At 59.9% G+C, this 21652-nt stretch carries 22 protein-coding genes; 5 read left to right on the forward strand and 17 right to left on the reverse strand.

Going from position 1 to position 21652, the window contains the following annotated elements:
• The 3 genes from LD28_RS0107070 to trhA all read right to left on the reverse strand — a co-directional run.
• The coding region (locus tag LD28_RS0107070) for a retention module-containing protein (RefSeq protein ID WP_033136286.1) at positions 1-1779 on the reverse strand (1779 nt) is incomplete at its 3' end.
• Between the two features lie 231 nt (positions 1780-2010).
• On the reverse strand, positions 2011-3672 hold the full coding sequence (locus tag LD28_RS0107075; RefSeq protein ID WP_033136287.1) for a putative transporter: 1662 nt from the start codon (positions 3670-3672) through the stop codon (positions 2011-2013).
• A gap of 127 nt (positions 3673-3799) precedes the next feature.
• Positions 3800-4435: a PAQR family membrane homeostasis protein TrhA gene (gene trhA, locus LD28_RS0107080; RefSeq protein ID WP_005335337.1), complete on the reverse strand. Its 636-nt coding sequence runs from the start codon at positions 4433-4435 to the stop codon at positions 3800-3802.
• A gap of 175 nt (positions 4436-4610) precedes the next feature.
• On the opposite strand from trhA, the gene LD28_RS0107085 reads away from it, so the two are divergent.
• The 3 genes from LD28_RS0107085 (at position 4611) to LD28_RS0107095 (ending at position 7116) form a co-directional block, all read left to right on the forward strand.
• Positions 4611-6116 (forward strand): pyridoxal-dependent decarboxylase, encoded by a 1506-nt coding sequence (locus LD28_RS0107085; protein ID WP_033136288.1) that lies wholly within the window; start codon positions 4611-4613, stop codon positions 6114-6116.
• Positions 6117-6231: 115 nt separating this feature from the next.
• Complete coding sequence (locus LD28_RS0107090; RefSeq protein ID WP_033136289.1) at positions 6232-6795, forward strand: septation protein A; 564 nt, start codon at positions 6232-6234, stop codon at positions 6793-6795.
• A gap of 24 nt (positions 6796-6819) precedes the next feature.
• A complete protein-coding gene (locus tag LD28_RS0107095) occupies positions 6820-7116 on the forward strand; it encodes a YciI family protein (RefSeq protein ID WP_005335344.1) in 297 nt (98 codons plus the stop codon).
• A gap of 96 nt (positions 7117-7212) precedes the next feature.
• On the opposite strand, the gene cysQ is transcribed toward LD28_RS0107095, so the two are convergent.
• The 11 genes from cysQ to rpoE form a co-directional block, all read right to left on the reverse strand.
• Positions 7213-7980 carry a 3'(2'),5'-bisphosphate nucleotidase CysQ gene (gene cysQ / locus LD28_RS0107100; RefSeq protein WP_156120132.1) on the reverse strand — a complete coding sequence of 256 codons (768 nt, stop codon included), beginning with the start codon at positions 7978-7980 and terminating at the stop codon, positions 7213-7215.
• A 201-nt stretch (positions 7981-8181) separates the two neighbouring features.
• Positions 8182-8919: a pyridoxine 5'-phosphate synthase gene (gene pdxJ, locus LD28_RS0107105; RefSeq protein WP_033136290.1), complete on the reverse strand. Its 738-nt coding sequence runs from the start codon at positions 8917-8919 to the stop codon at positions 8182-8184.
• Between the two features lie 140 nt (positions 8920-9059).
• A complete protein-coding gene (recO, locus tag LD28_RS0107110) occupies positions 9060-9767 on the reverse strand; it encodes a DNA repair protein RecO (protein WP_033136291.1) in 708 nt (235 codons plus the stop codon).
• Between the two features lie 158 nt (positions 9768-9925).
• Positions 9926-10825, reverse strand: coding sequence for a GTPase Era (gene era, locus LD28_RS0107115; RefSeq protein WP_033136292.1), 900 nt, complete (start codon positions 10823-10825; stop codon positions 9926-9928).
• Complete coding sequence (gene rnc / locus LD28_RS0107120; protein ID WP_033136293.1) at positions 10822-11493, reverse strand: ribonuclease III; 672 nt, start codon at positions 11491-11493, stop codon at positions 10822-10824. Before rnc ends, era begins: the two co-directional genes overlap by 4 nt.
• Positions 11494-12417, reverse strand: a complete 924-nt coding sequence (lepB, locus tag LD28_RS0107125; protein ID WP_033136294.1) for a signal peptidase I — start codon at positions 12415-12417, stop codon at positions 11494-11496.
• Positions 12418-12420: 3 nt separating this feature from the next.
• Positions 12421-14214: a translation elongation factor 4 gene (lepA, locus tag LD28_RS0107130; RefSeq protein ID WP_033136295.1), complete on the reverse strand. Its 1794-nt coding sequence runs from the start codon at positions 14212-14214 to the stop codon at positions 12421-12423.
• Positions 14215-14330: 116 nt separating this feature from the next.
• Positions 14331-14792, reverse strand: a complete 462-nt coding sequence (locus LD28_RS0107135) for a SoxR reducing system RseC family protein (RefSeq protein WP_033136296.1) — start codon at positions 14790-14792, stop codon at positions 14331-14333.
• Between the two features lie 92 nt (positions 14793-14884).
• The gene (locus LD28_RS0107140) at positions 14885-15865 is read right to left on the reverse strand and encodes a MucB/RseB C-terminal domain-containing protein (protein ID WP_033136297.1); all 981 of its coding nucleotides are present in this window, start codon (positions 15863-15865) and stop codon (positions 14885-14887) included.
• Positions 15866-15886: 21 nt separating this feature from the next.
• Entirely contained in the window at positions 15887-16489 is a 603-nt protein-coding gene (locus tag LD28_RS0107145) for a sigma-E factor negative regulatory protein (RefSeq protein WP_033136298.1), read from the reverse strand.
• A gap of 22 nt (positions 16490-16511) precedes the next feature.
• Positions 16512-17093 (reverse strand): RNA polymerase sigma factor RpoE, encoded by a 582-nt coding sequence (gene rpoE / locus LD28_RS0107150; protein WP_005335411.1) that lies wholly within the window; start codon positions 17091-17093, stop codon positions 16512-16514.
• Positions 17094-17275: 182 nt separating this feature from the next.
• On the opposite strand from rpoE, the gene nadB reads away from it, so the two are divergent.
• On the forward strand, positions 17276-18883 hold the full coding sequence (gene nadB, locus LD28_RS0107155; RefSeq protein WP_033136299.1) for an L-aspartate oxidase: 1608 nt from the start codon (positions 17276-17278) through the stop codon (positions 18881-18883).
• 151 nt (positions 18884-19034) lie between these two features.
• Here nadB and LD28_RS0107160 read toward each other — a convergent pair whose 3' ends face one another.
• Together LD28_RS0107160 and LD28_RS0107165 are read right to left on the reverse strand one after the other, a co-directional pair.
• Positions 19035-19427, reverse strand: coding sequence for a protein YgfX (locus tag LD28_RS0107160; RefSeq protein WP_033136324.1), 393 nt, complete (start codon positions 19425-19427; stop codon positions 19035-19037).
• Positions 19428-19446: 19 nt separating this feature from the next.
• Positions 19447-19716 carry an FAD assembly factor SdhE gene (locus tag LD28_RS0107165; RefSeq protein ID WP_033136300.1) on the reverse strand — a complete coding sequence of 90 codons (270 nt, stop codon included), beginning with the start codon at positions 19714-19716 and terminating at the stop codon, positions 19447-19449.
• A 111-nt stretch (positions 19717-19827) separates the two neighbouring features.
• Here LD28_RS0107165 and ygfZ point away from each other — a divergent pair, with 111 nt between their 5' ends.
• Positions 19828-20736 (forward strand): tRNA-modifying protein YgfZ, encoded by a 909-nt coding sequence (gene ygfZ, locus LD28_RS0107170; RefSeq protein ID WP_033136301.1) that lies wholly within the window; start codon positions 19828-19830, stop codon positions 20734-20736.
• 6 nt (positions 20737-20742) lie between these two features.
• Here ygfZ and LD28_RS0107175 read toward each other — a convergent pair whose 3' ends face one another.
• The gene (locus LD28_RS0107175; protein ID WP_033136302.1) at positions 20743-21624 is read right to left on the reverse strand and encodes a LysR family transcriptional regulator; all 882 of its coding nucleotides are present in this window, start codon (positions 21622-21624) and stop codon (positions 20743-20745) included.
• Positions 21625-21652: the final 28 nt, after the last annotated feature.

Here is a 21652-nt window from a genome sequence, read left to right on the forward strand (position 1 = left end):
GTTGGGCTCGTCGGTCACCGTGGTGATCACCGCAACCGGCAGGGCTGGCGCTTTCTCGTAGCCACCGCCACTGGTGCCGCTAACGCTGACCTGGAACTGCTCGGCCTCTTCCGCATAAACGTCATCCAGGGTCTCAACATCAAACTTGACGCTGGTCTCGCCCGCCTTGATAACCACGTCGCGGGTCACCGCCTGGACATCACCGTTATCGGTGGTGATGTGCCCCACCACCACCTTGACGGTCAAATCGGTTTTCGGTGCGTCGCTGATGGTCAGGGTGTAGTTGGCCTTGCCCCCCTCGACCACATTGGCATCGCCGGTCAGGGTCAGGGTCGGTGCATCCTGATCATCCACCACTGTATTGGTGATGGTGCCAGTGGTAACAACGTTCTCGTAATTGCCACCACTGGTCTTGTCGATAGTGACGCTCAGTGACTCTTCACCTTGCTGATAAATGTCATCACCACGAACCGGTACCGGCTCGCTGTTGGCGCTGCTGCTGCCCACCGGAATGGTGATCACCACCCCGTTGGAGAGGGTCACGGTCAGCGGGCTGCCAGTCACCGGGTTGCTGACGCTGGCGGTGTAGACGATGCTGCCGCCCTCGGTCACGGTCTGGCCATTGGTGGCCGAGCTCAGGGTCACGGTGGTGGTGTCCACGGTATCAGCCACCTCGGTGGTCACCTTGCTGCTGGTGTCCAGCTGCTCGTAGTTACCACCGCTGCTGCCGGTGATGCTCACCGTCAGGCTGCTGCCATCCTGGTACACATCGTCACTCGGGGCATCGACCGTCACGCTGCCGTTCAGCTCGCCCGCCTTGATGGTGATGCTGGCACCGTTGGACAGGGTCAAAACCAAGTCACTTTGCGGGGCGTTGTTAACGCTGGCGCTATAGGTGATCTGGCCCCCTTCGTTGACCTGCGCCGGAGCACCCAGGGTCACCGTGGTGGTGTCCACTGTGTCGTTAATCTGGGTAGTTGTTGAAGGGCCGGTAATGATCTGGTTGAAACCACCGCCTTGAGTACCGGTGATCGAAACAGTGATCGTGGACGGGTCAACATAGGGGCTGTCGGCAGGAGCTGCCACGGTGACAGAACCTGTGTTCTGGCCAGCAGGAATGGTAATGACCGCACCATTGGAGAGAGTAATAACCAGATCGGTACCAAAAACAGGTACATCAACAGACGCAGTGAAGGTGATAGAACCACCTTCATTGACTTGGGGCTGGGCAGCAAGGGTCAGATTAGCAGAGATAAAAGGCTGATCTGCAACGCCGGTCGCATCCAGTGTAGGCGCGGCACCATTGTTGTAGGTGGTATCAAACCCAGCCTGGGAGATGGTGGCATCACCTACCCGATCGATGGTGACAAAACCGCCGTTCCCACTGGAACCGGCAACACCACCAATACCGCCACCACCAGCAGCCGGAGCACCACCTGCAGCGGATGCTTCAAAGGCTTGGGTCGGGTCAGCCCCGCCCAAAATTGCCTGTTGCAATGCATTGATATCACTGGGCGTTCCCGCGGCACCATTCTGCGCCAACTGGGAAGCATCGCCCTCTTCGGCCGGTTTAGTCTGCTCGCTGGCCGGTTGCACATTGAACGACTGTCCGCCGCCAATAAAGCTGCCGCCATCAGGTGACATGATCACCGCGCCTTTCGGCAGCACATCACCTTCAGCCAACAGTTTCCGGCTGCCATCTGCGGCCACCAGGTAAATTTGTCCTTTGAGTTGGGTTACGGTTACACCCTGTTCCAAGGTAACGGCATTGGTAATCATGTTCTCTCCTGAATCCTGATTTGCATGCAATAAGCCACAGCCTACTGTGCATACAGAAAGTACAAATAACCAGCTCGAAAATTCGAAAGGATAAAGTGATTTGAGGCTGAATCGTTCAGCCAGAGAGAAGGGTATAAATCCGTGAATTCGGAAAAATAAAAACCAAAATTATCAATAAATTACAGAACAACGACAGGAGCATGACAATGCATGCCCCTGTCTGCTTCCACCCTAGGCACCTGCCCAGAGGATGATGGCCAGCAGTTGCGGCGAGATGATCCGCAGGAACATCACCAGCGGGTAGACTGTGGCGTATGAGAGCGCACTGGCACCACTGGTTGGATGCATTGCGTTGGCAAAGGCCAGCGCGGGAGGATCAGTCATGGAACCCGCCAGCAAGCCGCACAGGGTCAGATAGTTCATCTTGCCGTAGAGGCGCGCCAGCACCCCGACGACCAGCAGCGGGATCAGGGTGATCGCCATGCCGTAGAGCATCCAGGCCGGACCATCACCGTTGATCAGGGTATCGATAAAACCGGCCCCCGACTTGAAGCCCACCACCGCCAGAAACAGCACGATACCGATCTCCCGCAACGCCAGGTTGGCACTGGGGGGCATGAACCAGTAGAGCTTGCCGATGCTGCCGATCCGCGACAAGATCAGTGCCACCACCAAGGGCCCACCCGCCAGACCCAGCTTGAGCGCGGCAGGGAATCCGGGCAGATAGAAGGGGATGGAGCCCAGCAACACACCGAGGCCGATCCCGATAAATACCGGCAACATCTGCACCTGTTGCAGTTTTTGCTGCACGTTGCCGACTACATTGGTCACCGCTTCGATGGCGTCGAGACGCCCTACCAGGTTGAGAATGTCGCCAAACTGCAGACTGGTCTGGCTGGTCGGAACCAGCTCGATGCCCGCCCGGTTGAGACGGGAGATCACCACGTCATAACGCTGTTTGATGTCAAGATCGCGGATCTTCTTGCCAAGTACCTGCTCGTTGGTCACCACCACCCGTTCGACGCGCAGATCGGTGCCTCGGGTCGAAAGCGAGGTCTCCACCTCCTCTCCCAACACCAGCAATACCTTGTGCAGCGCGTGGCGCTCCCCCACTAAATGCAACAAGTCACCCAGCTCGATACGGGAATCAGGCCGAGGAACCATCAGCTCCTCACCCCGTTTGAGGCGAGAGCAGATCACATCGGACTCATCGAGACTCGGGATCTCGCTCAGCATCAGACCGTGCATATTGGGATTGCGGACCGCGATGTTGATGGTCTGCAAACTCTCTTTGGTTTTACCGGTTTGTTGCTCGAACTGGGCGGCTTCATCGTCGATCTTGATGCGAAAGAACACCCTGACCAGCCACATGGTGAGCAAAATGCCACAGATGCCGAACGGATAGGCAACCGCATAGCCCATCCCCATCAAGCCGGTCGAACCGGGCGCAGCGCCCAGCTCAGCCAGGATCTGCTGCCCGGCACCGAGGGACGGCGTGTTGGTGACGGCACCGGAGAAGACCCCGAGGATCACGGGTAACGGGACATCAAACAGTTGGTGCAGCGCAGCCGCTACCACGCAACCAAGGATGACCAGCAAGGCGGCAAAGGCATTAAGCTTGAGCCCCGAACTGCGCAAAGATGAAAAGAAGCCAGGCCCGACCTGGATGCCGATGGTGTAGACAAACAGGATCAAACCAAATTCTTGAATAAAGTGAAGAGTTTGCGCATCCAGCGCAAGATTGGAAGCACCAGCAAAGTGACCCACAATGATGCCGCCGAACAGCACCCCCCCTATCCCCAGACCAACGCCATAGACCCGCCAGTTTCCCAGCCAGAGTCCCAGCACTGCCACCAGCGACAACATGCTGATGGAAAGCGCGATATCACTCATTTCGTGCATCCTTTGCGAATTGAACTGTCCCTAGCTTGTCAGCAAACGCTGAAGCCAACTGTGTGATACCGCACGAATTTATCCTTTTACGCGCTAGAAATACCAATTTAGGGCTAGTTACACGACGTTAGGCGACGTAACCGTAAATGGCCATAAAGTGACAAACACTGCCACCCAGCACAAACAGGTGCCAGATAGCGTGGTTATAGGGGATCTGCTTGGCCACATAGAAAATGACCCCGAGACTGTAGATCAGGCCGCCGAGTCCGAGCAGCAGCAGCCCCTCACCGGCCAGATGAATGTAGAGCTGATAGATGACCACCAGCGACAGCCAGCCCAGCATCAGGTAGGTAAAGAGCGACAACTTCTTGAAGCGGTTGATGAACACCAGCTTGAACACCACACCAGCCAGCGCCAGGGCCCAGATCACCACCATCAACCCCTTCGCCAGCGGCGTATCGAGGGCCACCAGCAAGAAAGGGGTGTAGGTGCCGGCAATCAGCAGATAGATGGCACAGTGATCAAACACCTTGCACCAGCGTCTGGCCCGCCCTTCCGCCATGCTGTGATAGAGGGTCGAGGCGAGATAGAGCAGCACCAGACTGCCGCCATAGAGGCTGTAGCTCACCAGCGCCTGCGTGCCCTGCCCCCATCCCTTGATGAGCAGCAGCACCAGCCCGACAATCCCCAGCAACAATCCCGCACCGTGGCTCAGCCGGTTTGCCAGCTCCTCCCGGGGGGAGTAATCCATCACACCACTCATAACATCGACTCCACAATAACTGTGGCTCACTCTACCCAGCGCCATTTCAGAGTACAAGCGTTCGCTTAAAAAATGGAGTGGCTGCCACCTGCCAACCTTTGGTGTATGCTCTGCCGCCGATGCCCGAGACAAGCGGCATAGACACCTACCCCGGTGACCTGGTCTGGAGAACCTGATGAAGTTGACTGAGCTGTTTACACAACCGGATGCAGCCTTTGGCGACGCAATGAGCGCCATGCTGGCACATTTTCACCACTCGGATGACAGTCAGGCCCCCTACCAGCGCGACCAGTTCATCCACCAGCTCGATCAATCCCGTATGCCTGCGGTCGGCCTCTCCATCGAGAGCTATCTGGCGCGGCTGGCCACCCTGGTGCCCGGCGCCTCTCACCTCACCTCACCCCGCTACATGGGCCACATGACCGCGCCACTACCGGCCTATACCGCCGAGCTGTCGCGCCTGCTGGTGATGCTCAACCAGAATCCGATGAAGATGGAGTCCTCCCGCCTGCTCAGCTTTCTGGAGCGGGAGGTGCTGGCCAAGCTGCACCGCCTCATCTATGGCAGGGACGATGCCTTCTACGGCGAGCAGATGCATGCCAAGGATGCCGCCCTCGGCGTCATGACCAGCGGCGGCACCATCGCCAACGTCACCGCCCTCTGGCTGGCCCGCAACCGCGCCTGCGGCGACAACCTGTTCGCCCTCTATGAGCAGGGCTATCGAGGCGCCGTCATTCTGGGTTCCCGGCTGATGCACTACTCCTTCGACAAGGGGATGGATCTGCTGGGACTGGGCGCCCGCAGCGTCTGGCGCCTTGAGACCGACGAGCAGAACCGACTCAGTCTGGCTGCGCTGGAGCAGGCGCTGATCCAGTGCAAAGAACAGAAGCTCAAGGTGCTGACGCTGGTCGGCGTGGCGGGCAGTACCGACTTTGGCTCCATCGACCCCCTGCCGGAGCTGGCGGCCATCGCCGAGCGCGAGCAGATCCACTTCCACGTGGATGCCGCCTGGGGTGGCCCGACCCTCTTCTCCCCCCGCTATCAGGGGCTGCTTGAGGGTATCGAGCGGGCCGATACCGTCACGCTGGATGGTCACAAGCAACTGCTGGTGCCGCTCGGTACCGGCATGCTGCTCTGCCGCCAGCCCGACCTGATGATGGCGGTCAAGCGGGAGGCCCCCTACGCCATTCGTGCCACCTCGTTCGATCAGGGGCGCTTTACGCTGGAGGGCACCCGCCCGGCCAACGCCCTCTATCTGGATGCCGCCTTCCAGCTGTTTGGCCTGCAGGGTTACGCCCGCCTCATCGAGGCCAACTACGACCGTGCCCGACTGATGGCCGAGCTCATCGACAGCGACCCCGCCTTCGAGTTGATGTCGGCACCGGTGATGAACCTGCTCTCCTACCGCTGCATCCCGCCCCATCTGCAGGGCAAACCGCTGGACGAAGCGGCCAATACGCAGATCAACGACTTCAACGTGGCCCTGCAAAAAGCCCAGCGCGCCGAGGGGCACAGCTTTGTCTCCCGCACCCAGCGGGCGGTGGTGCGCTACGGTAGCCAACCGCTCACCCTGCTGCGCGCCGTGCTGCTCAACCCCCTTATCGAAGAGCACCACATCCGTGAATTGTTGGCGGATCAAAAACGGTTGGGCGAGCCCCTTGCCCGCCAGCTATTTGGCTAGCGCTGCGCCAGGGAACTGGACGTAAATTGGGCGGTCTTATTCATTTGCCGTTGCCTATCGGGCAGGTAAACTGGACAAAATTTTGAGTTCCATTCTTGAGGGCTACGCGCCAGACATGAAGCAATTTATTGAATTTATTCCACTTATCGTTTTCTTCGCGGTCTACAAGTTTTACGACATCTACATGGCCACCGGCGCACTGGTGGTGGTCACCGGTTTGCAACTCGCCTATAGCTGGCTCCGCTACCGCAAGGTCGAGAAGATGCAGCTCTTCACCTTCCTGCTGGTTGGCTTCTTCGGCGGCCTCACCGTCTTCTTCCACGATGACACCTTCATCAAGTGGAAAGTGACTGTCATCAACGTACTGTTCGCACTGGGTCTGCTCATCAGTCGCTACGGCTTTGGCAAGAACCTGATCAAGCAGATGCTGGCCAAGGAGCTGCAAGCGCCCGATGCGATCTGGGACAAGGTCAACCTCGGCTGGGTCGGCTTCTTTACCGTCTGTGGCCTGCTCAACCTCTACGTGGCGTTCAACATGCCGCAAGAGATGTGGGTCAACTTCAAGGTGTTCGGTTTGCTGGGGATGACGCTGGTCTTTACCCTGCTCAGTGGCGTCTATCTCTACCGCCATATCCCTGCCGAGCAGTTGTCCCAGCGAAAAGACGAACCCAAAAAATAACCCTCATCAGAAAAGGATCCTCTCATGTGGTATCTCATCTACTCCGAAGATGTCCCCGATAGCCTGCCACTGCGCAAGCAGGTTCGCCCTGCCCATCTGGCTCGCCTGCAAGCCCTGCAGGATGAGGGTCGCCTGCTGACCGCCGGTCCCAACCCGGCCATCGATGCCGAGGACCCAGCCGATGCAGGCTTTACCGGCAGCACCGTCATCGCCGAGTTTGCCTCGCAAGCTGACGCCAAAGCCTGGGCTGATGCCGACCCTTATGTGACCGCCGGTGTTTACGCCAAGGTCACCATCAAGCCGTTCAAGAAAGTCTTTTAAACCCGCGTCAGATGCAACGAGGCCGGAACGGGTGCACAACCCGCTCCGGCCTCTTTTTATTGGGCGGTGTGAGAGATGCTCCGCGCACCGGCAAGGTCACGCCCTGGCGACAAACCAGGGGTTGAGGATGTCGGGCTTGTTGTAGGCAAGGGGTGAACCGTCGAGCTGGGTGACGCTGCCACCCGCCCCCTCCAGCACCGCCTGCGCCGCGCCGGTATCCCACTCACAGGTCGGCGCAAGGCGCGGATAGAGCTCGGCGCCCCCCTCGGCAATGATGCAGAACTTGAGGGAGCTGCCCATCGAAACCAGCTCGATTTCACCAAAAGGAGCCAAGAAATCGAGGGTCTCCTGCGACAGGTGGTTACGACTGCCCACCACCCGCCACGCCTCTCCTTCCCGATGAGGCTGGGTCTGGATGGACTCTCGCTTGCCATCGGCAATGCGCCAGGCCCCGAACCCCTTGCCGCCATACCAGAGCTTGCCCAGCACCGGCGCATAGACCAGTCCCCAGCGCGGCGCCCCCTCTTCAATCAGCGCGATGTTGACGGTGAACTCACCATTACGGGAGACAAACTCCTTGGTGCCATCGAGGGGGTCCACCAGCCAGTAGCGTGACCAGCCGTGGCGCGCGGCCATTACCTCGGGGTCTGACTCCTCCGACAACACAGGGATATCGGGGGTCAGCCGCGCCAACCCCTGCACAATCACCTCATGAGCCCCCTTGTCGGCAGCGGTGAGCGGACTCTCGTCGCTCTTGTACTCCACAGCAAAAGGCTCGCGGTAGATCGCCATGATGGCTGCACCCGCCGCACGAGCGACAGGTTCAAGGTCGGTGATATCGGGGTGGTACAGGGGGTGCTCCATAACAATCTCGTCCAGCTCACAGGGCCAACCAGTGTAACCCTTTTGACATCAACTGCTTATAGCCGATTGTGCTGGGTTATTACAGCGCGGTGGCCGCCAGCCCATTGCCCTCGCGTGAACAGGCCCAAAAACAACAAGGGACGCCGCGGCTTCCCTTAGTGTTTCTGGCGATCGGTATCAAGCCGCGCCCTGGCTGGCGGATCAGATCCCCTGACGGGCTTCCTGCATCAGCAGGCGCATGTCGCTGACCGCCTTGGCCAGACCGTCGAAGGCGGCGCGGCCGATGATGGCGTGGCCGATGTTGAGCTCATAGAGCTCGGGGATGGCGGCGATGGCTTTGACGTTGTGGTAGTGCAGGCCGTGGCCGGCATTGACCTTGAGCCCCTTGCCAGCGGCGTAGGAGGCTCCGGCGGCGATGCGCTTGAACTCGGCATTGCGCTCGGCATCTGTGGTGGCATCGGCGTAGCGGCCGGTGTGGATCTCGATAAAGGGGGCGCCACTCTCGGCAGCCGCATCGATCTGAAGGGGATCTGCGTCGATAAAGAGGGATACCTGAGCCCCCACGGCAGAGAGGCGGGCCACAGCGTCAGTCACCTTGTCCAGCTGGCCAGCCACGTCCAGACCGCCCTCGGTGGTCACTTCGGTGCGCTTCTCCGGTACCAGACAGACGAAGTGGGGCTTGATGCGGCAGGCGATGCCGATCATCTCTTCGGTTACCGCCATCTCCAGGTTCATTCTGGTCTGGATAGTCTGGCGCAGGATCTCCACGTCACGGTCGGTGATGTGGCGGCGATCTTCACGCAGGTGCACGGTGATGCCATCGGCCCCGGCCTGCTCGGCCACGAAGGCGGCCTGTACCGGATCCGGATACTGGGTGCCACGGGCGTTGCGCAGAGTCGCGATATGGTCGATGTTCACACCCAGATAGATTTCACTCATTGAGAACTCCTTGAAAGGCTTCATCTGTTGACTGCGCGGCTACCGCGCGAATATCCGTATATCAGCTCGTAGGTTCGATTAGCGCAGCGTAATCGGACGTAGGTAACATTCTTACCGTGTCGGGTCACGCCGCAGAGCGGTTAACCCAAGCTATTCCGGCGTTTTAAAAACAGCTCCCGGCTCTTTAGCTGGCGCTTACCCAGATAGGGTTGCAGCGCCAGCCGGCTGAAACGTTTGGCCGCCTGCAGCAAGGGAGGGGTATCGAACCGTCCCTCGGCAAAGGCGAGCAGGTGGGCACCGAGAAACAGGGTACGGGGATCCGGCGCCCGCTCGCAAGCGACAAAGCCCAATTCACGCTCGAAGCCATAAAGCAGGGTCGGCTCGATAGGCGACTCGTCGTCCGCCGTGTATTCGAAATCCACCGCATAGCCCAGCGCCTGCAGCAGCAGGAACTCGAAGCGGCGCAGGGGCAGCTCCGGCGTCTCGCCATCGGCCAGCGCCATGATGGCACGGGCATAGGCGTCGAACACTTCGGGGAACGGGGTGTGGGCTTCCAGCAGGTAGTAGACCAGCTCGTTGAGATAGAGGCCGTAGAAGAGGCGATCGCCCCCTAGTCGCAGGGAGTGATCCGGGCATTCGACCTGGGTGAGGTTCTTGAGATCCCCCTTGCCGCGCCAGGCGATGGTGAGCAGGGTAAAGGGTTGCAACAGCCCCTTGAGGGGGGAGCGTGGCCCGCGAGAACCGCGAGCCACCAGGGTAAATCGGCCACTATCCTGGGTGAAGACCTCGACCAGCTGGCTGGTCTCCCGATAGGGCCGACTGTGGATGACGAAAGCCGGGCTCAGCAATCCGCCATTACCTCTCAAAACCTGTCCACGCACTGTCACGAGAGGCCGTCAGCAAGGTAAAGAGCAGCGCAGGAACCGGAGTGTATGTGAATACATGAGGATTCCGAGCAGCGCATGAGCCTTGATCATGGCCTCGCAGTAAGCGCGTGCACAGGTTCTTAATCATCGCCGTAACCGAGACTGCGCAGGGCTCGCTCGTCATCAGCCCAGCCGGACTTGACCTTGACCCACAGCTCGAGGTGCACCTTGTTCTGGAACAGCCGCTCCATGTCGAGGCGCGCTTCGGTGCCGATAGTCTTGATCTTCTCGCCTTTATTGCCGATGACCATCTTCTTCTGGCCATCACGCTCGACCAGGATCAGGCCGTGGATGTGGTAGAGGCCGTTCTCTTCCACCTTGAAGCGTTCGATCTCCACCGTCACCGAGTAGGGCAGCTCCTCACCAGTGAAGCGCATCAGCTTCTCGCGGATGATTTCGGAGGCCATGAAACGGGACGAACGGTCGGTCACGTAATCTTCCGGGAAGAAGTGAATGTTCTCCGGCAGCAACGGCTTGGCCCACTCGCGGATCTTCTCCACGTTGGTGCCCTTTTCGGCACTGATGGGCAGGATATGGGCGAAGTTCATCTGTTGGCCCAGCCACTCGAGGTGGGGCAGCAGATCTTCTTTCTCTTTGACGTTGTCGATCTTGTTGACCGCCAACACTACCGGGCACTTGAGATTGCGCAGCTTGCCGAGCACCATCTCGTCATCTTTGGTCCAGTGGGTCCCATCGACCATGAACACCACCATGGCCACATCACCCAGCGAACTGGTAGCGGCACGGTTCATCAGGCGGTTGATGGCCCGTTTCTCTTCGATGTGCAGACCCGGGGTATCCACATAGATGGTCTGGTAGTTCTCCTCGGTGTCGATCCCCAAAATCCGGTGACGGGTGGTCTGGGGTTTCTTCGAGGTGATGCTGACCTTCTGGCCAAGCAGCTTGTTGAGCAGGGTGGACTTGCCGACGTTGGGGCGGCCCACGATGGCGACAAAGCCGCAGTAGGTGGTATCTGTCATGACAGTTTTTCCAATGCTTGCTGCGCTGCGGCCTGTTCGGCCTTGCGGCGGCTGGTGCCGACCCCGACCAGCGGACCATCCAAGCCTTCCACGTCACACTGGACGGTGAACTCCTGGTTGTGGGCTTCGCCCTTGACGTTGGTCACTGTGTAGGTCGGCAGGGATTTGCGGCTTCCCTGCAGAATTTCTTGCAGACGGGTCTTGGGATCTTTCTGCTCGATGCCTGGCTTGATTTCGTCCAGACGGCTGGCGTACCAGCTCAGCAGCAGGGTCCGCACCGTCTCAAGATCTCTATCCAGATAGACGGCACCGATCACCGCCTCGACCGTGTCGGCCAAAATGGATTCGCGGCGAAAACCGCCGCTCTTGAGTTCGCCGGGGCCGAGGATCAAGTGATCCCCGAGGTCAAACTCCCGGCCCAGTTCGGCCAGGGTCTTCTCACGCACCAGGGTGGCGCGCATCCGGCTGAGATCCCCTTCCGCCGCTTGCGGGAAGCGGTGGAACAGATCATCGGCAATCACCAGACTCAAAATGGAGTCACCCAGAAATTCCAGTCGCTCATTGTGACGGGAGCCGGCGCTGCGGTGAGTCAGCGCCCGGGTCAGCAGTTCCTGATCCTGAAAGACATGCCCGAGACGGGACTGCAGTCTGTTCATCTTGATATTCATTTACTTGATTCCGCCAATGCGGTTGAAGCGCACACCTGTCGGTACCCAACTTGGCAGCAGGGAGCCTTCTTCGCGCTCGAATTCAAAACTTATCCAGATAGCGACCGCCTTGCCGACCAGATTCTGCTCGGGCACAAAGCCCCAGAAGCGGCTGTCGGTGCTGTTGTCACGGTTATCGCCCATCACGAAATACTGGCCTTCCGGTACGACCCACTCATCGGGGTAGGTGCCGGGCTGGCGATAGTAACGGCCAACCATATCGGGCATCAGCGGATTACGCAGGGTCTCGTGGGAGACATCACCCAACTGCTCGGTATAGCGGTCAAGGGGGATCCCCATCTGGGTAAATTCGCCTCTTTGTTCAAACTTGACGTCGAGCTTCTTGAAGCCCGGGCACGTTTTCCCTTCCTGCTCCTCGCACTTGGGCCGGATCATCAGCTCCTTGTTGCGATAGATGACCCGATCACCCGGCATGCCAACCACCCGCTTGATGTAGTCAACGCGCGGTTCAAGGGGATACTTGAACACCACCACATCGCCACGCTTGGGCTCGCCGGTCTCGAGGAACTTGGTGTTGGTCACCGGGTCCCGCAGACCGTAGGCAAACTTTTCCACCAGGATGAAGTCGCCCACCAGCAGGGTGGGCATCATGGAACCTGACGGGATCTGGAACGGTTCAAAGATGAACGAACGCAGGATCAGCACAAAGGTGATGACCGGGAAGACCCCGGCGGTCTGTTCAATCCAGACCGGCACGGGAGCAACCTTGGCCAGTGTTTTGTCATCCAGATGAGCGCCGCCATGGGCACGGGCCACGGCAATCTTGGCGGCTCGCTGTTTGGACCAAATCATCTTGTCCAGACACCAGATAACACCGGTGATCGCGCAGACCACCACCAGGATGAGGGAAAACGTGCTTGCCATCTATTAATCCTTTCCGACGTGGAGAATCGCGAGGAAGGCTTCCTGCGGCACGTCTACACGGCCGAGGGACTTCATCCGCTTCTTACCTTCTTTCTGCTTGTTCAGCAGTTTCTTCTTACGACTCACGTCACCACCGTAGCACTTGGCGGTTACGTCTTTACGCAACGCCTTGACGGTGCTGCGGGCGATGATCTGGTTGCCGATGGCAGCCTGAATGGCGATATCGAACATCTGGCGCGGGATCAGCTCACGCATCTTCTCCACCACCTGGCGACCGCGATACTGGGCGTTCTCCTTGTGGGTGATGATGGCCAGGGCATCGACGCGCTCACCGTTGATCATGATGTCCAGACGGACCATCTCGGAGGTTTCGAAACGCTTGAAGCCGTAATCCAGCGAGGCGTAACCGCGACTGGTGGATTTCAGACGGTCGAAGAAGTCGAGCACCACTTCCGCCATCGGGATTTCATAGGTCAGTGCCACCTGCTTGCCGTGATAGACCATGTTGGTCTGCACGCCACGCTTCTCGATACAGAGGGTGATCACGTTGCCCATGTACTCCTGCGGCAGCAGGATATGACACTCGGCGATCGGCTCGCGCATCTCCTTGATACTGGTGATGGCAGGCATCTGGGCCGGGCTGTCGATATGGATGGTGGAACCGTCGGTCAGCTCGATCTCGTACACTACGGTCGGTGCCGTGGTGATCAGATCCAGATCGTATTCACGCTCCAGACGCTCCTGAATGATCTCCATGTGCAGCATACCGAGGAAGCCGCAACGGAAGCCGAAGCCCAGCGCTGTGGAGCTTTCCGGTTCGAAGAACAGGGAGGCATCGTTCAGGGAGAGCTTGTCGAGGGCGTCACGGAACGACTCGTAGTCATCGCTGGAAATGGGGAACAGACCGGCATACACCTGCGGCTTCACCTTTTTGAAACCGGCCAGCGCCTTGTCGGCACCGTTTTTGGCCTGAGTCAGAGTATCGCCCACCGGCGCGCCGTGGATGTCTTTGATACCGCAGACAACCCAACCTACCTCGCCACAGCCCAGACCCTGGGTATCCACCTGCTTGGGCGTGAAGATACCGATACGATCGACACCCCACACCTGACCAGTGCTCATCACCTTGATCTTGTCGTTCTTCTTCAGGGAACCGTTCTTGATCCGCACCAAAGAGACAACGCCCAGATAGGAGTCGAACCAGGAGTCGATGATCAGCGCCTGCAGCGGCGCATCCGGATCACCTTCCGGTGACGGAATGCGGGCCACGATCTCTTCCAGCACCAGATCGACACCCAGACCAGTCTTGGCAGAGCAGCGCACCGCATCGACCGCGTCGATACCGACGATGTCTTCGATCTCCTCGGCAACCCGCTCCGGCTCTGCGGCCGGCAGGTCAATCTTGTTAAGCACCGGCACTACTTCCAGCTCCATTTCCATGGCGGTATAGCAGTTGGCCAGAGTCTGTGCCTCAACCCCCTGGCCGGCATCCACCACCAGCAGCGCCCCTTCACAGGCCGCCAAAGAGCGGGAGACCTCGTAGGAGAAATCCACGTGGCCCGGGGTGTCGATAAAGTTCAGCTGGTAGGTGTTACCGTCTTGTGCCTGGTAGTTCAGGGTCACACTCTGTGCTTTGATGGTGATGCCGCGCTCGCGCTCCAAATCCATGGAGTCAAGCACCTGAGCCTGCATCTCGCGGTCGGACAAGCCACCGCAAGTCTGGATCAGACGGTCCGACAGGGTCGATTTACCGTGGTCGATGTGCGCAATAATCGAAAAGTTACGAATGTGTTTCATCGAGCAAGAGTCACTCAAAATTAGTTAAGGTCAGTTATGGAGGCGCGATTTTACTGGATAACCCGGCTGACGGCCATTCTTTAGTCGCCAGCGCCAGTGAAATAGCGCCTGTTCAGTCAGGGGAGGATGCGGACAGGGACCACCACGCCGAGCATCTGCGGGCCGTAGCGCCCCTGATCCAGGCGGTTGGAAAAGTAACGAACCAGTAAAAAGCCCAGCACGCCCCCCAGCAGACAGCAGAGAATGGTAATCCCCTCCCCGCCCGAGAGCAGCGGCGCCAGCCAGAGCTGCCCCAACAGGGCGCCGGCCAGCAGGCAGAACAGCGGCAGCACATAGACCAACGCCGCCCCGCGCAGCAGACTCTGCTGCGGGATACCGAGCCTCACTTGCTGGCCAACCCGCACCTCGGCGGTCAGTCTGACCCGCAAGCGGGGGGCTTTCAGGGGAAACGCCTTGGCCACGGTGCCGGTACCGCAACTGGATTGCTGTTGGCAACCACTGCAGGCGGAGCGCCGCTCGCACTCCACCCAGGCATGGTCACCCTCAATGGCCACTACGGTCGCCAACTCTTCACTCATCTCGTTCACGGCAACACCTCGGGCTCATGCAATAAGGGGATCTGACCACGACTCGCCACGCCCGGCAAGCGGGAACAACCCCGGCGCCCCCGTTACTGCACCGCTTCGTTGCGGGCCAGCGGCTGGACCGACTCGGCGATGCGCTTGGCGGTCTCGGCAGGCACCTCGCCCACCACGGTGATCTCGACGCCCACTTCGTTGACATAGCTCACCAGCGAGGTCGCCCCCTGACGGATCAGCTGCTGTCGCACCGCCTGCTTGGGATCCACCCGGGAGACATAGACCGAGAGATCCACCAGCCCGTCGGAGAGCATCATGTAATCCACCGGCATACTGGTGGTCACCAGCTGGTGCCGGTCTTGCGACAGGATCTTGAAGCCATCGGGCAACCAGGTGATCTGCCAGTTCAGCGCCTGCTGCGGCGCAGGATAGGCATCCTCCAGCGCCAGCGCCGGAGGCTGCTTGCTGTTGGCCAGGGTCACCAGCCAGGGGGCCGGTTTGCTTTGCAACTCCAGATCCACCCCCAGCACCTGCTCCACCAGATTGCCTTCCCGCTCGACCATGTCGATCCGCAGCAGCAAGTGACTCTGCTCGTCAATCCAGAGCACGAAGCCATACTTGTCGGCCTCTTTAGGCACCAGCCTCACAACCTGCGCTACCACTCCGGCGACCCGGCTGCGGCCAGCCAGTACCGGATCATAGCTCTCCAGCACCTGCGCCAGCGGCATCCTCACCAGCGTCGACCAGACGCCGGGAAAGCGGGCATCCTTCAGGGTGTAGGGCTCGTGGCTGTTTTCAAAAAAGGTGTATTCATCCTGACGCTGCAGATACTCGATCGCCTTGCCGTCGAGGTAACTGAGGTGGGCAATTTCCTTGCCGTTGATGACGGCATGACTGATCCGGATCGGCTCAAGACGCCCCTGACGGGCCTTGACCATGGATAACTCGAAGTTTTGCTGCTGCACGGCACTCTGCATCTGCTGCAACAAGGCCTCGGCCGACTTATCGTCGGCCGAGGCCTTGGCACTGATCAGCAGGAGAGAGGCCAGCAAAATACGGCTGGACTGGCGCACGTTGGTATCCCTGACGATTCGTTATTGTTGGTTCTGTTTGTCTTGCAACAGGCGCTGCTGCAACTGGTGATCACGCAGGAAGGCGTTGATCCGCTCCCGCTGCTCCTGCATCTGCTGCTCGCTCAGCCCTTGCTGACGGGCACGGGCTCCATCCTGTTGCGGATAGTGGACGCTCACCGGCGAAGCACTGCCACCAATTGGAATAGTATTGAGCACCGGATTGGTCGGCACGCCATCCTGACCCTGATACTGCTGCACCCCGAAAATGACGGCAGCGGCAACGGAGGCAGCAATGGCATATTGACCAAGCTGCTGACCGACCCGGCGGAACAGCGGAACGACATTGGAATCTGTCTTGCCCGGTGCAACGACCGGTTGCAGCACAGGCGTAGCCTCAACCGGCTTGGGTGCCAGTATGGTGGGCTCATCCTCCAGCGCAGCCATGATGCTGTCGCTGAGATCCAGTTGCAGATTGACCGGCAGGTCACCCCGCATGGCATCGCCGATCAGGTGGTAACGACCCCAGGTATCTTGCAAGTCGGAGTCCATCTCCAGCTCGTTCAGTACCTCTGCGTCACTCAGGTCACCATCCATCAGGGCAGAGATTTGCTCTTTATTTGCCATAAGTTAACCCGTCTTTCCCCAGTTAATTCTCGATCAGAGGTTGCAGCTTTTTATCGATTGCTTCCCTCGCCCGGAAGATACGGGATCTGACCGTACCCACTGGGCAATCCATGATTTCGGCAATCTCTTCGTAGCTCAGCCCTTCCAGTTCGCGAAGGGTGATAGCTGTCCTCAGGTCTTCCGGCAATGCCTCTATGGCTGAAAACACGGTGCGTTTGATCTCGTCAGTCAGCGCCAGGTTTTCGGGGGTTGAGACCTCTTGCAAGGCTTCGCCACCACCATAAGACTCCGCTTCGTCAGCCTCCACATCACTGCTGGGCGGCCTGCGCCCCTGGGAGGTCAGATAATTCTTCGCCGTGTTCACGGCAATTCGGTACAACCAGGTATAAAAAGCACTTTCGCCACGGAACGTCGGCAATGCCCGGTAGGCTTTTATAAAGGCCTCTTGCGCCACATCGGGCACATCACCGGGATTGTTGACATACCTGGCGACCAGGTTGACCACCTTATGCTGGTATTTTTTTACCAACAGGTTGAAAGCTGCTTTATCGCCGCGCTGGACCCGTTCAACCAGCTGTTCGTCCAGTAGATTCTGGTCGCTCATCAGAGCCGTAAAACCCCCATCAGGTTATCGTTCTTCTTTTCCGGCCCTTCCTAAGCGCACAAGTTCAGACAGGGAGAATCAGAGAAAGTTCGCTTCAATTGAAAAAAATGTGATGCAGGATGCATCCTCGCCCTCGCTTGGGCTACCATGGGGCCAGTTCTTAATCCAGGCCAATGATACTTATGAAAGCAAGTGTTGAATACCTTTGCGATGTACTGATCATTGGCAGCGGTGCCGCTGGTTTGTCCCTCGCGTTGCGATTGGCAGACCACGCCAAAGTCCTGGTTCTGAGCAAGGGGCCCATCAGTGAAGGGGCCACTTTCTACGCGCAAGGAGGCATCGCTGCCGTTTTCGACGAAACCGACAGTATCGAATCTCACGTAAGCGACACGCTCAACGCTGGCGCCGGGTTGTGTGACCCGGCAGTGGTAGAGTTCACCGCGCGCCACGCCCGCGAATCGATCCAGTGGCTCATTAAGCAAGGCGTCCCCTTCGATCAGGAGGAGAACGCCGACGGTGAATCCCACTATCACCTCACCCGCGAAGGGGGTCACAGCCATCGCCGCATCTTCCACGCGGCGGACGCCACCGGCAAGGCAGTCCAGCTCACTCTGATCGATCAGGTCCGTGCCCACCCCAATATCCAGCTGATGGAGCGCTTCAACGCGGTCGACCTCATCACCACCCGCAAGCTCAATCTGCCGGGCAACAAGGTGCTGGGCGCCTACGTCTGGAACCGCAACGCCGAGCAGGTCGAAGTGATCCGCGCCCGTTTCGTGGCGCTGGCGACCGGTGGCGCTTCCAAGGTCTACCAGTACACCTCCAACCCGGATGTGAGCTCTGGCGATGGCATCGCGATGGCATGGCGGGCCGGCTGCCGGGTGGCGAACCTGGAGTTCAACCAGTTCCACCCAACCAGCCTGTTCCACCCGGATGATCCCAACTTTCTGCTGACCGAAGCACTGCGTGGCGAGGGGGCCTACCTGCGCCGCCCGGACGGCAGCCGCTTTATGCCGGAGTTTGACGAGCGGGCCGAGCTGGCGCCGCGCGATATCGTCGCCCGCGCCATCGACCACGAGATGAAGCGACTTGGCGCCGACTGCATGTATCTGGACATCAGCCACAAACCGGCCGATTTCATCATCAAGCACTTCCCGACCATTTATGAGCGCTGCCTCGCGGTCGGCATCGACATCACCAAGGAGCCGATGCCCATCGTGCCGGCCGCCCACTACACCTGTGGTGGCGTGATGATCGACAACAATGGCCAGACCGATATCCCGGGCCTCTACGCCATCGGTGAAGTGACCTACACCGGTCTGCATGGCGCCAACCGGATGGCCTCCAACTCCCTGCTGGAATGCGTGGTCTATGCCCATCAGGCGGGGGCCGACATTCTGGCCAAGCTGCCGATGAGCGTCGAGCCGCCACGCCTGCCGGTGTGGGACGAGAGCAAGGTGGAAGATTCCGACGAACTGGTGGTGATCCAGCACAACTGGCACGAGCTGCGGTTGATGATGTGGGACTACGTCGGGATAGTGCGCACCAACAAGCGTCTGGCCCGCGCCAAGCGCCGCATCGATCTGCTCAAGCAGGAGGTGCAGGAGTACTACGCCCACTTCCGGGTCTCCAACAATCTGCTGGAGCTGCGCAACCTGCTGCAGGTGGCTGAGCTTATCGTCAACTGCGCCCTGCAGCGCAAAGAGTCCCGCGGCCTGCACTACAACCTGGATCATCCGGATATGCTGCCGGACTCCAAACCGACCGTGCTGACCCCGGAGCGGGATTAATCCCCTTCCTGCCAAGCGTTGCAGCTATCAGTGACCCCGCCCCGGCGGGGTCACTTGTTTTCAGCCGTTTTTTTCAGCAAATAGTGCCGCCAGCCACATGGCAGCAGCTTATCGCGATAAATCAGCGCATGGTCATCACGGGAAACAGCTGTCAGCGCCGGGACGGCAGAAAGTGAATGGCTCGCGCCAGCAAACGGTAATGTTCGGGAGGAAGGGCGTCGGAGAAGAGCCACAATTGCCGTGGCGACACAGCTCCACTCTCTTGCGGCTCGGGGCAAAGCACCAGCCTCAGCACACCGGGCAGAATGCGGCTTTTCTTGCCGAGCTGATAGCGGCGACCTTGCCACTGCAACCACTGACCATCCCAGATAAGCTCGAACGGGGGCGCGGCGAGCGCCCGCCAGCTCAGCCAGAGCGCCACCAACCAGACGGGCAGCCACAGTGCCCACTGCCAACCGGCAATCAGGCCAGCCACCGGCCAGAGCAGCAACAGAAAGAGGGCCACCAGCACACATTGCTGATGGCGGGAGGGGTGAACCATGATGATCACCCGCTCCACGGTATTACCCTTGGCGGTCGTGGCGCGCCTGATTGCGCTCCAGGATCATCGGGATCATGGCGGCAAATGCGGGATCGGCAGGAACACCATGACCCATGCACCATTTGAACAGATCCGGATCGTCGCTCGCCAGCAGGCGGATAAAGGTCTGCTGATCGGCGTCGCTCAGGGAATCGAACTCGTGTTCGAAAAAGGGCATAAAGATCACATCCAGCTCGAGCATGCCGCGACGGCAGGCCCACTTCAGGCGGGATTTTTCAACTGGGCTCAACATGGCACTCTCCTTACAAAGACCGGGGGATGGTACCAGCTGGATTTTCCGGCTGACAAACATTAGTTACGTCTTTACCATGCAGCTCACATACTTTCTCTCTGGAATACCATCGTGAGCCTGCAACCACCTGTTTTTCCTGCCGAGCCGACCCGCTTCCTCCTGACCAAGCTGGCCATCACCCGTATCAGCGGCGAGGATCGCGCCAAATATCTGCAAGGTCAGGTCACCTGTGATGTCAACGCCCTGCAACCGGGGCAACAGACCCCGGGTGGCCACTGTGATCCCAAGGGCAAGCTGTGGAGCAATTTCCGCCTGCTCTGCCTCGACGACAGCCTGCTGCTGCTGACCAGCCCCTCGGTTCTGGAGCGCCAGCTGCCGGAGCTGAAGAAATTTGCCGTCTTCTCCAAGGTCGAGATCGCCGCCGATGAGCGCCACGCCACCGGGATCGCCGGTGCGGGCAGCGATGGGTGGATCGCCGCGCAGTTTGGCCTTGCGCAGAGCGGTCTCATCGACGGCGGCATGGTGGTGAAGATCGAACAGGATCGCTGGCTGCTGGTAAGCAATCAACAAGCCGACGCCCTGCCGCAGGGTGACGAGTCACTCTGGTGGGGATTCGACATCAAGGCGGGTCTGCCGCACATGGAAGCGGTGCATCAGGGGGAGTTCATCCCGCAGATGCTCAACCTGCAGGCGCTGGATGGCATCTGCTTCAACAAGGGTTGCTACATGGGGCAGGAGACGGTAGCCCGCGCCAAGTATCGCGGGGCCAACAACCGCGCCCTGTTCCTGCTGGCGGGCACCACTGGCGCGCCGGTCGCCAGCGGCGATACCCTGGAGCTGCAACTGGGTGACAACTGGCGCCGCAGCGGCATGGTGCTCAACGCCTGGCAACAGGCCGGGCAGGTGTGGCTCACCGCCGTGCTGCCGAAAGATACCGAGGCTGACGCCCAATTCCGCCTCAAGCAGGACGAAGGCTCCCGCCTCACCCTGCAACCCCTGCCTTACGCACTGACCGAGTAAGGTCGGCTAGCGAGGCACGCGCGCCAGCAGTGCCTCCTTCAGCCAGCGCCCCGCCTGCCCCAGCGGGTGGGCGCGATGCCACTGCAGCTCCAGCGCCAACGCGTGGCTGGCGATAAAGTCCGGCTCCAGCACCACTACTTCGCCCCGCGCCAGCGGCTGATGCAGCAGAAATGCCGGAATGGCGGACCAGCCAAGGCCCCGCTTGACCAGCTCCAGCACCCCGAGATCCCCCTCGACCCACCACACCTGAGCCGAGATGCGAAAACGCTGGCGCTCGCTCCCTTCCCGTCGGCCGGTCACCATCAGCTGGCGCGCCCCCTGCAGATCGACCTCCCGCAGCGGCTGCTTGCGGGCCAGCGGATGATCCGGTGACACCACCAGTGGCATGGCCACCTCCCCCAGCGAACGGGCGACAATCTCCCGTTGGGGATGGGCCTGCCGGTAGGTGATGCCGAGCTGGGCGCGGCCGCTCATCAGCATCTCGGTTACATCCTCCATCAGCGGAAAGAGCAGCTCCAGCTCCACGGTCGGGAAGCGGGTGGCAAACTCCTCCAGCAGGGCGCCGAGCCAGGGGAGGTGGGAGTCATCATCGATAGCCAGGGTGAGGCGCGTCTCCACCCCGGCCGCCAGCTCCCCGGCAATGGATTGAAGCCGTTCACTTTGCGCCAGCAGGATCCCTGCCTCCTGTACCATGCGGGCCCCCGCCTCCGTCAGCTGCGGATAGCGTCCGCTGCGGTCAAACAGGGTGAGTCCCAGATCGATCTCCAGATTGGCGATGGCGCTGCTCACCACCGACTGCGCCTTGCCCAGCTTGCGAGCGGCGGCGGAAAACGAGCCGGTTTCGGCGGCGGCCAACAAGATTTTGAGTGGTTCCAGTGACGGATTCATCCTGTCTATCCCCTGCATGGGCCCGGGC

Source organism: Aeromonas finlandensis (assembly GCF_000764645.1).
GTDB classification, from domain to species: domain Bacteria; phylum Pseudomonadota; class Gammaproteobacteria; order Enterobacterales; family Aeromonadaceae; genus Aeromonas; species Aeromonas finlandensis.

Bases quoted from the DNA above. Each gene is read 5' to 3' on its own strand.
- lepB (WP_033136294.1), bottom strand. From the start codon at position 12,417: ATGGCAAGCACGTTTTCCCTCATCCTGGTGGTGGTCTGCGCGATCACC.
- LD28_RS0107095 (WP_005335344.1), top strand. From the start codon at position 6,820: ATGTGGTATCTCATCTACTCCGAAGATGTCCCCGATAGCCTGCCACTG.
- era (WP_033136292.1), bottom strand. From the start codon at position 10,825: ATGACAGATACCACCTACTGCGGCTTTGTCGCCATCGTGGGCCGCCCC.
- LD28_RS0107165 (WP_033136300.1), bottom strand. From the start codon at position 19,716: ATGTTGAGCCCAGTTGAAAAATCCCGCCTGAAGTGGGCCTGCCGTCGC.
- LD28_RS0107090 (WP_033136289.1), top strand. From the start codon at position 6,232: ATGAAGCAATTTATTGAATTTATTCCACTTATCGTTTTCTTCGCGGTC.
- pdxJ (WP_033136290.1), bottom strand. From the start codon at position 8,919: ATGAGTGAAATCTATCTGGGTGTGAACATCGACCATATCGCGACTCTG.
- LD28_RS0107135 (WP_033136296.1), bottom strand. From the start codon at position 14,792: ATGAGTGAAGAGTTGGCGACCGTAGTGGCCATTGAGGGTGACCATGCC.
- rpoE (WP_005335411.1), bottom strand. From the start codon at position 17,093: ATGAGCGACCAGAATCTACTGGACGAACAGCTGGTTGAACGGGTCCAG.
- trhA (WP_005335337.1), bottom strand. From the start codon at position 4,435: ATGAGTGGTGTGATGGATTACTCCCCCCGGGAGGAGCTGGCAAACCGG.
- cysQ (WP_156120132.1), bottom strand. From the start codon at position 7,980: ATGGAGCACCCCCTGTACCACCCCGATATCACCGACCTTGAACCTGTC.
- LD28_RS0107175 (WP_033136302.1), bottom strand. From the start codon at position 21,624: ATGAATCCGTCACTGGAACCACTCAAAATCTTGTTGGCCGCCGCCGAA.
- lepA (WP_033136295.1), bottom strand. From the start codon at position 14,214: ATGAAACACATTCGTAACTTTTCGATTATTGCGCACATCGACCACGGT.
- LD28_RS0107075 (WP_033136287.1), bottom strand. From the start codon at position 3,672: ATGAGTGATATCGCGCTTTCCATCAGCATGTTGTCGCTGGTGGCAGTG.
- LD28_RS0107145 (WP_033136298.1), bottom strand. From the start codon at position 16,489: ATGGCAAATAAAGAGCAAATCTCTGCCCTGATGGATGGTGACCTGAGT.
- nadB (WP_033136299.1), top strand. From the start codon at position 17,276: ATGAAAGCAAGTGTTGAATACCTTTGCGATGTACTGATCATTGGCAGC.
- rnc (WP_033136293.1), bottom strand. From the start codon at position 11,493: ATGAATATCAAGATGAACAGACTGCAGTCCCGTCTCGGGCATGTCTTT.
- LD28_RS0107085 (WP_033136288.1), top strand. From the start codon at position 4,611: ATGAAGTTGACTGAGCTGTTTACACAACCGGATGCAGCCTTTGGCGAC.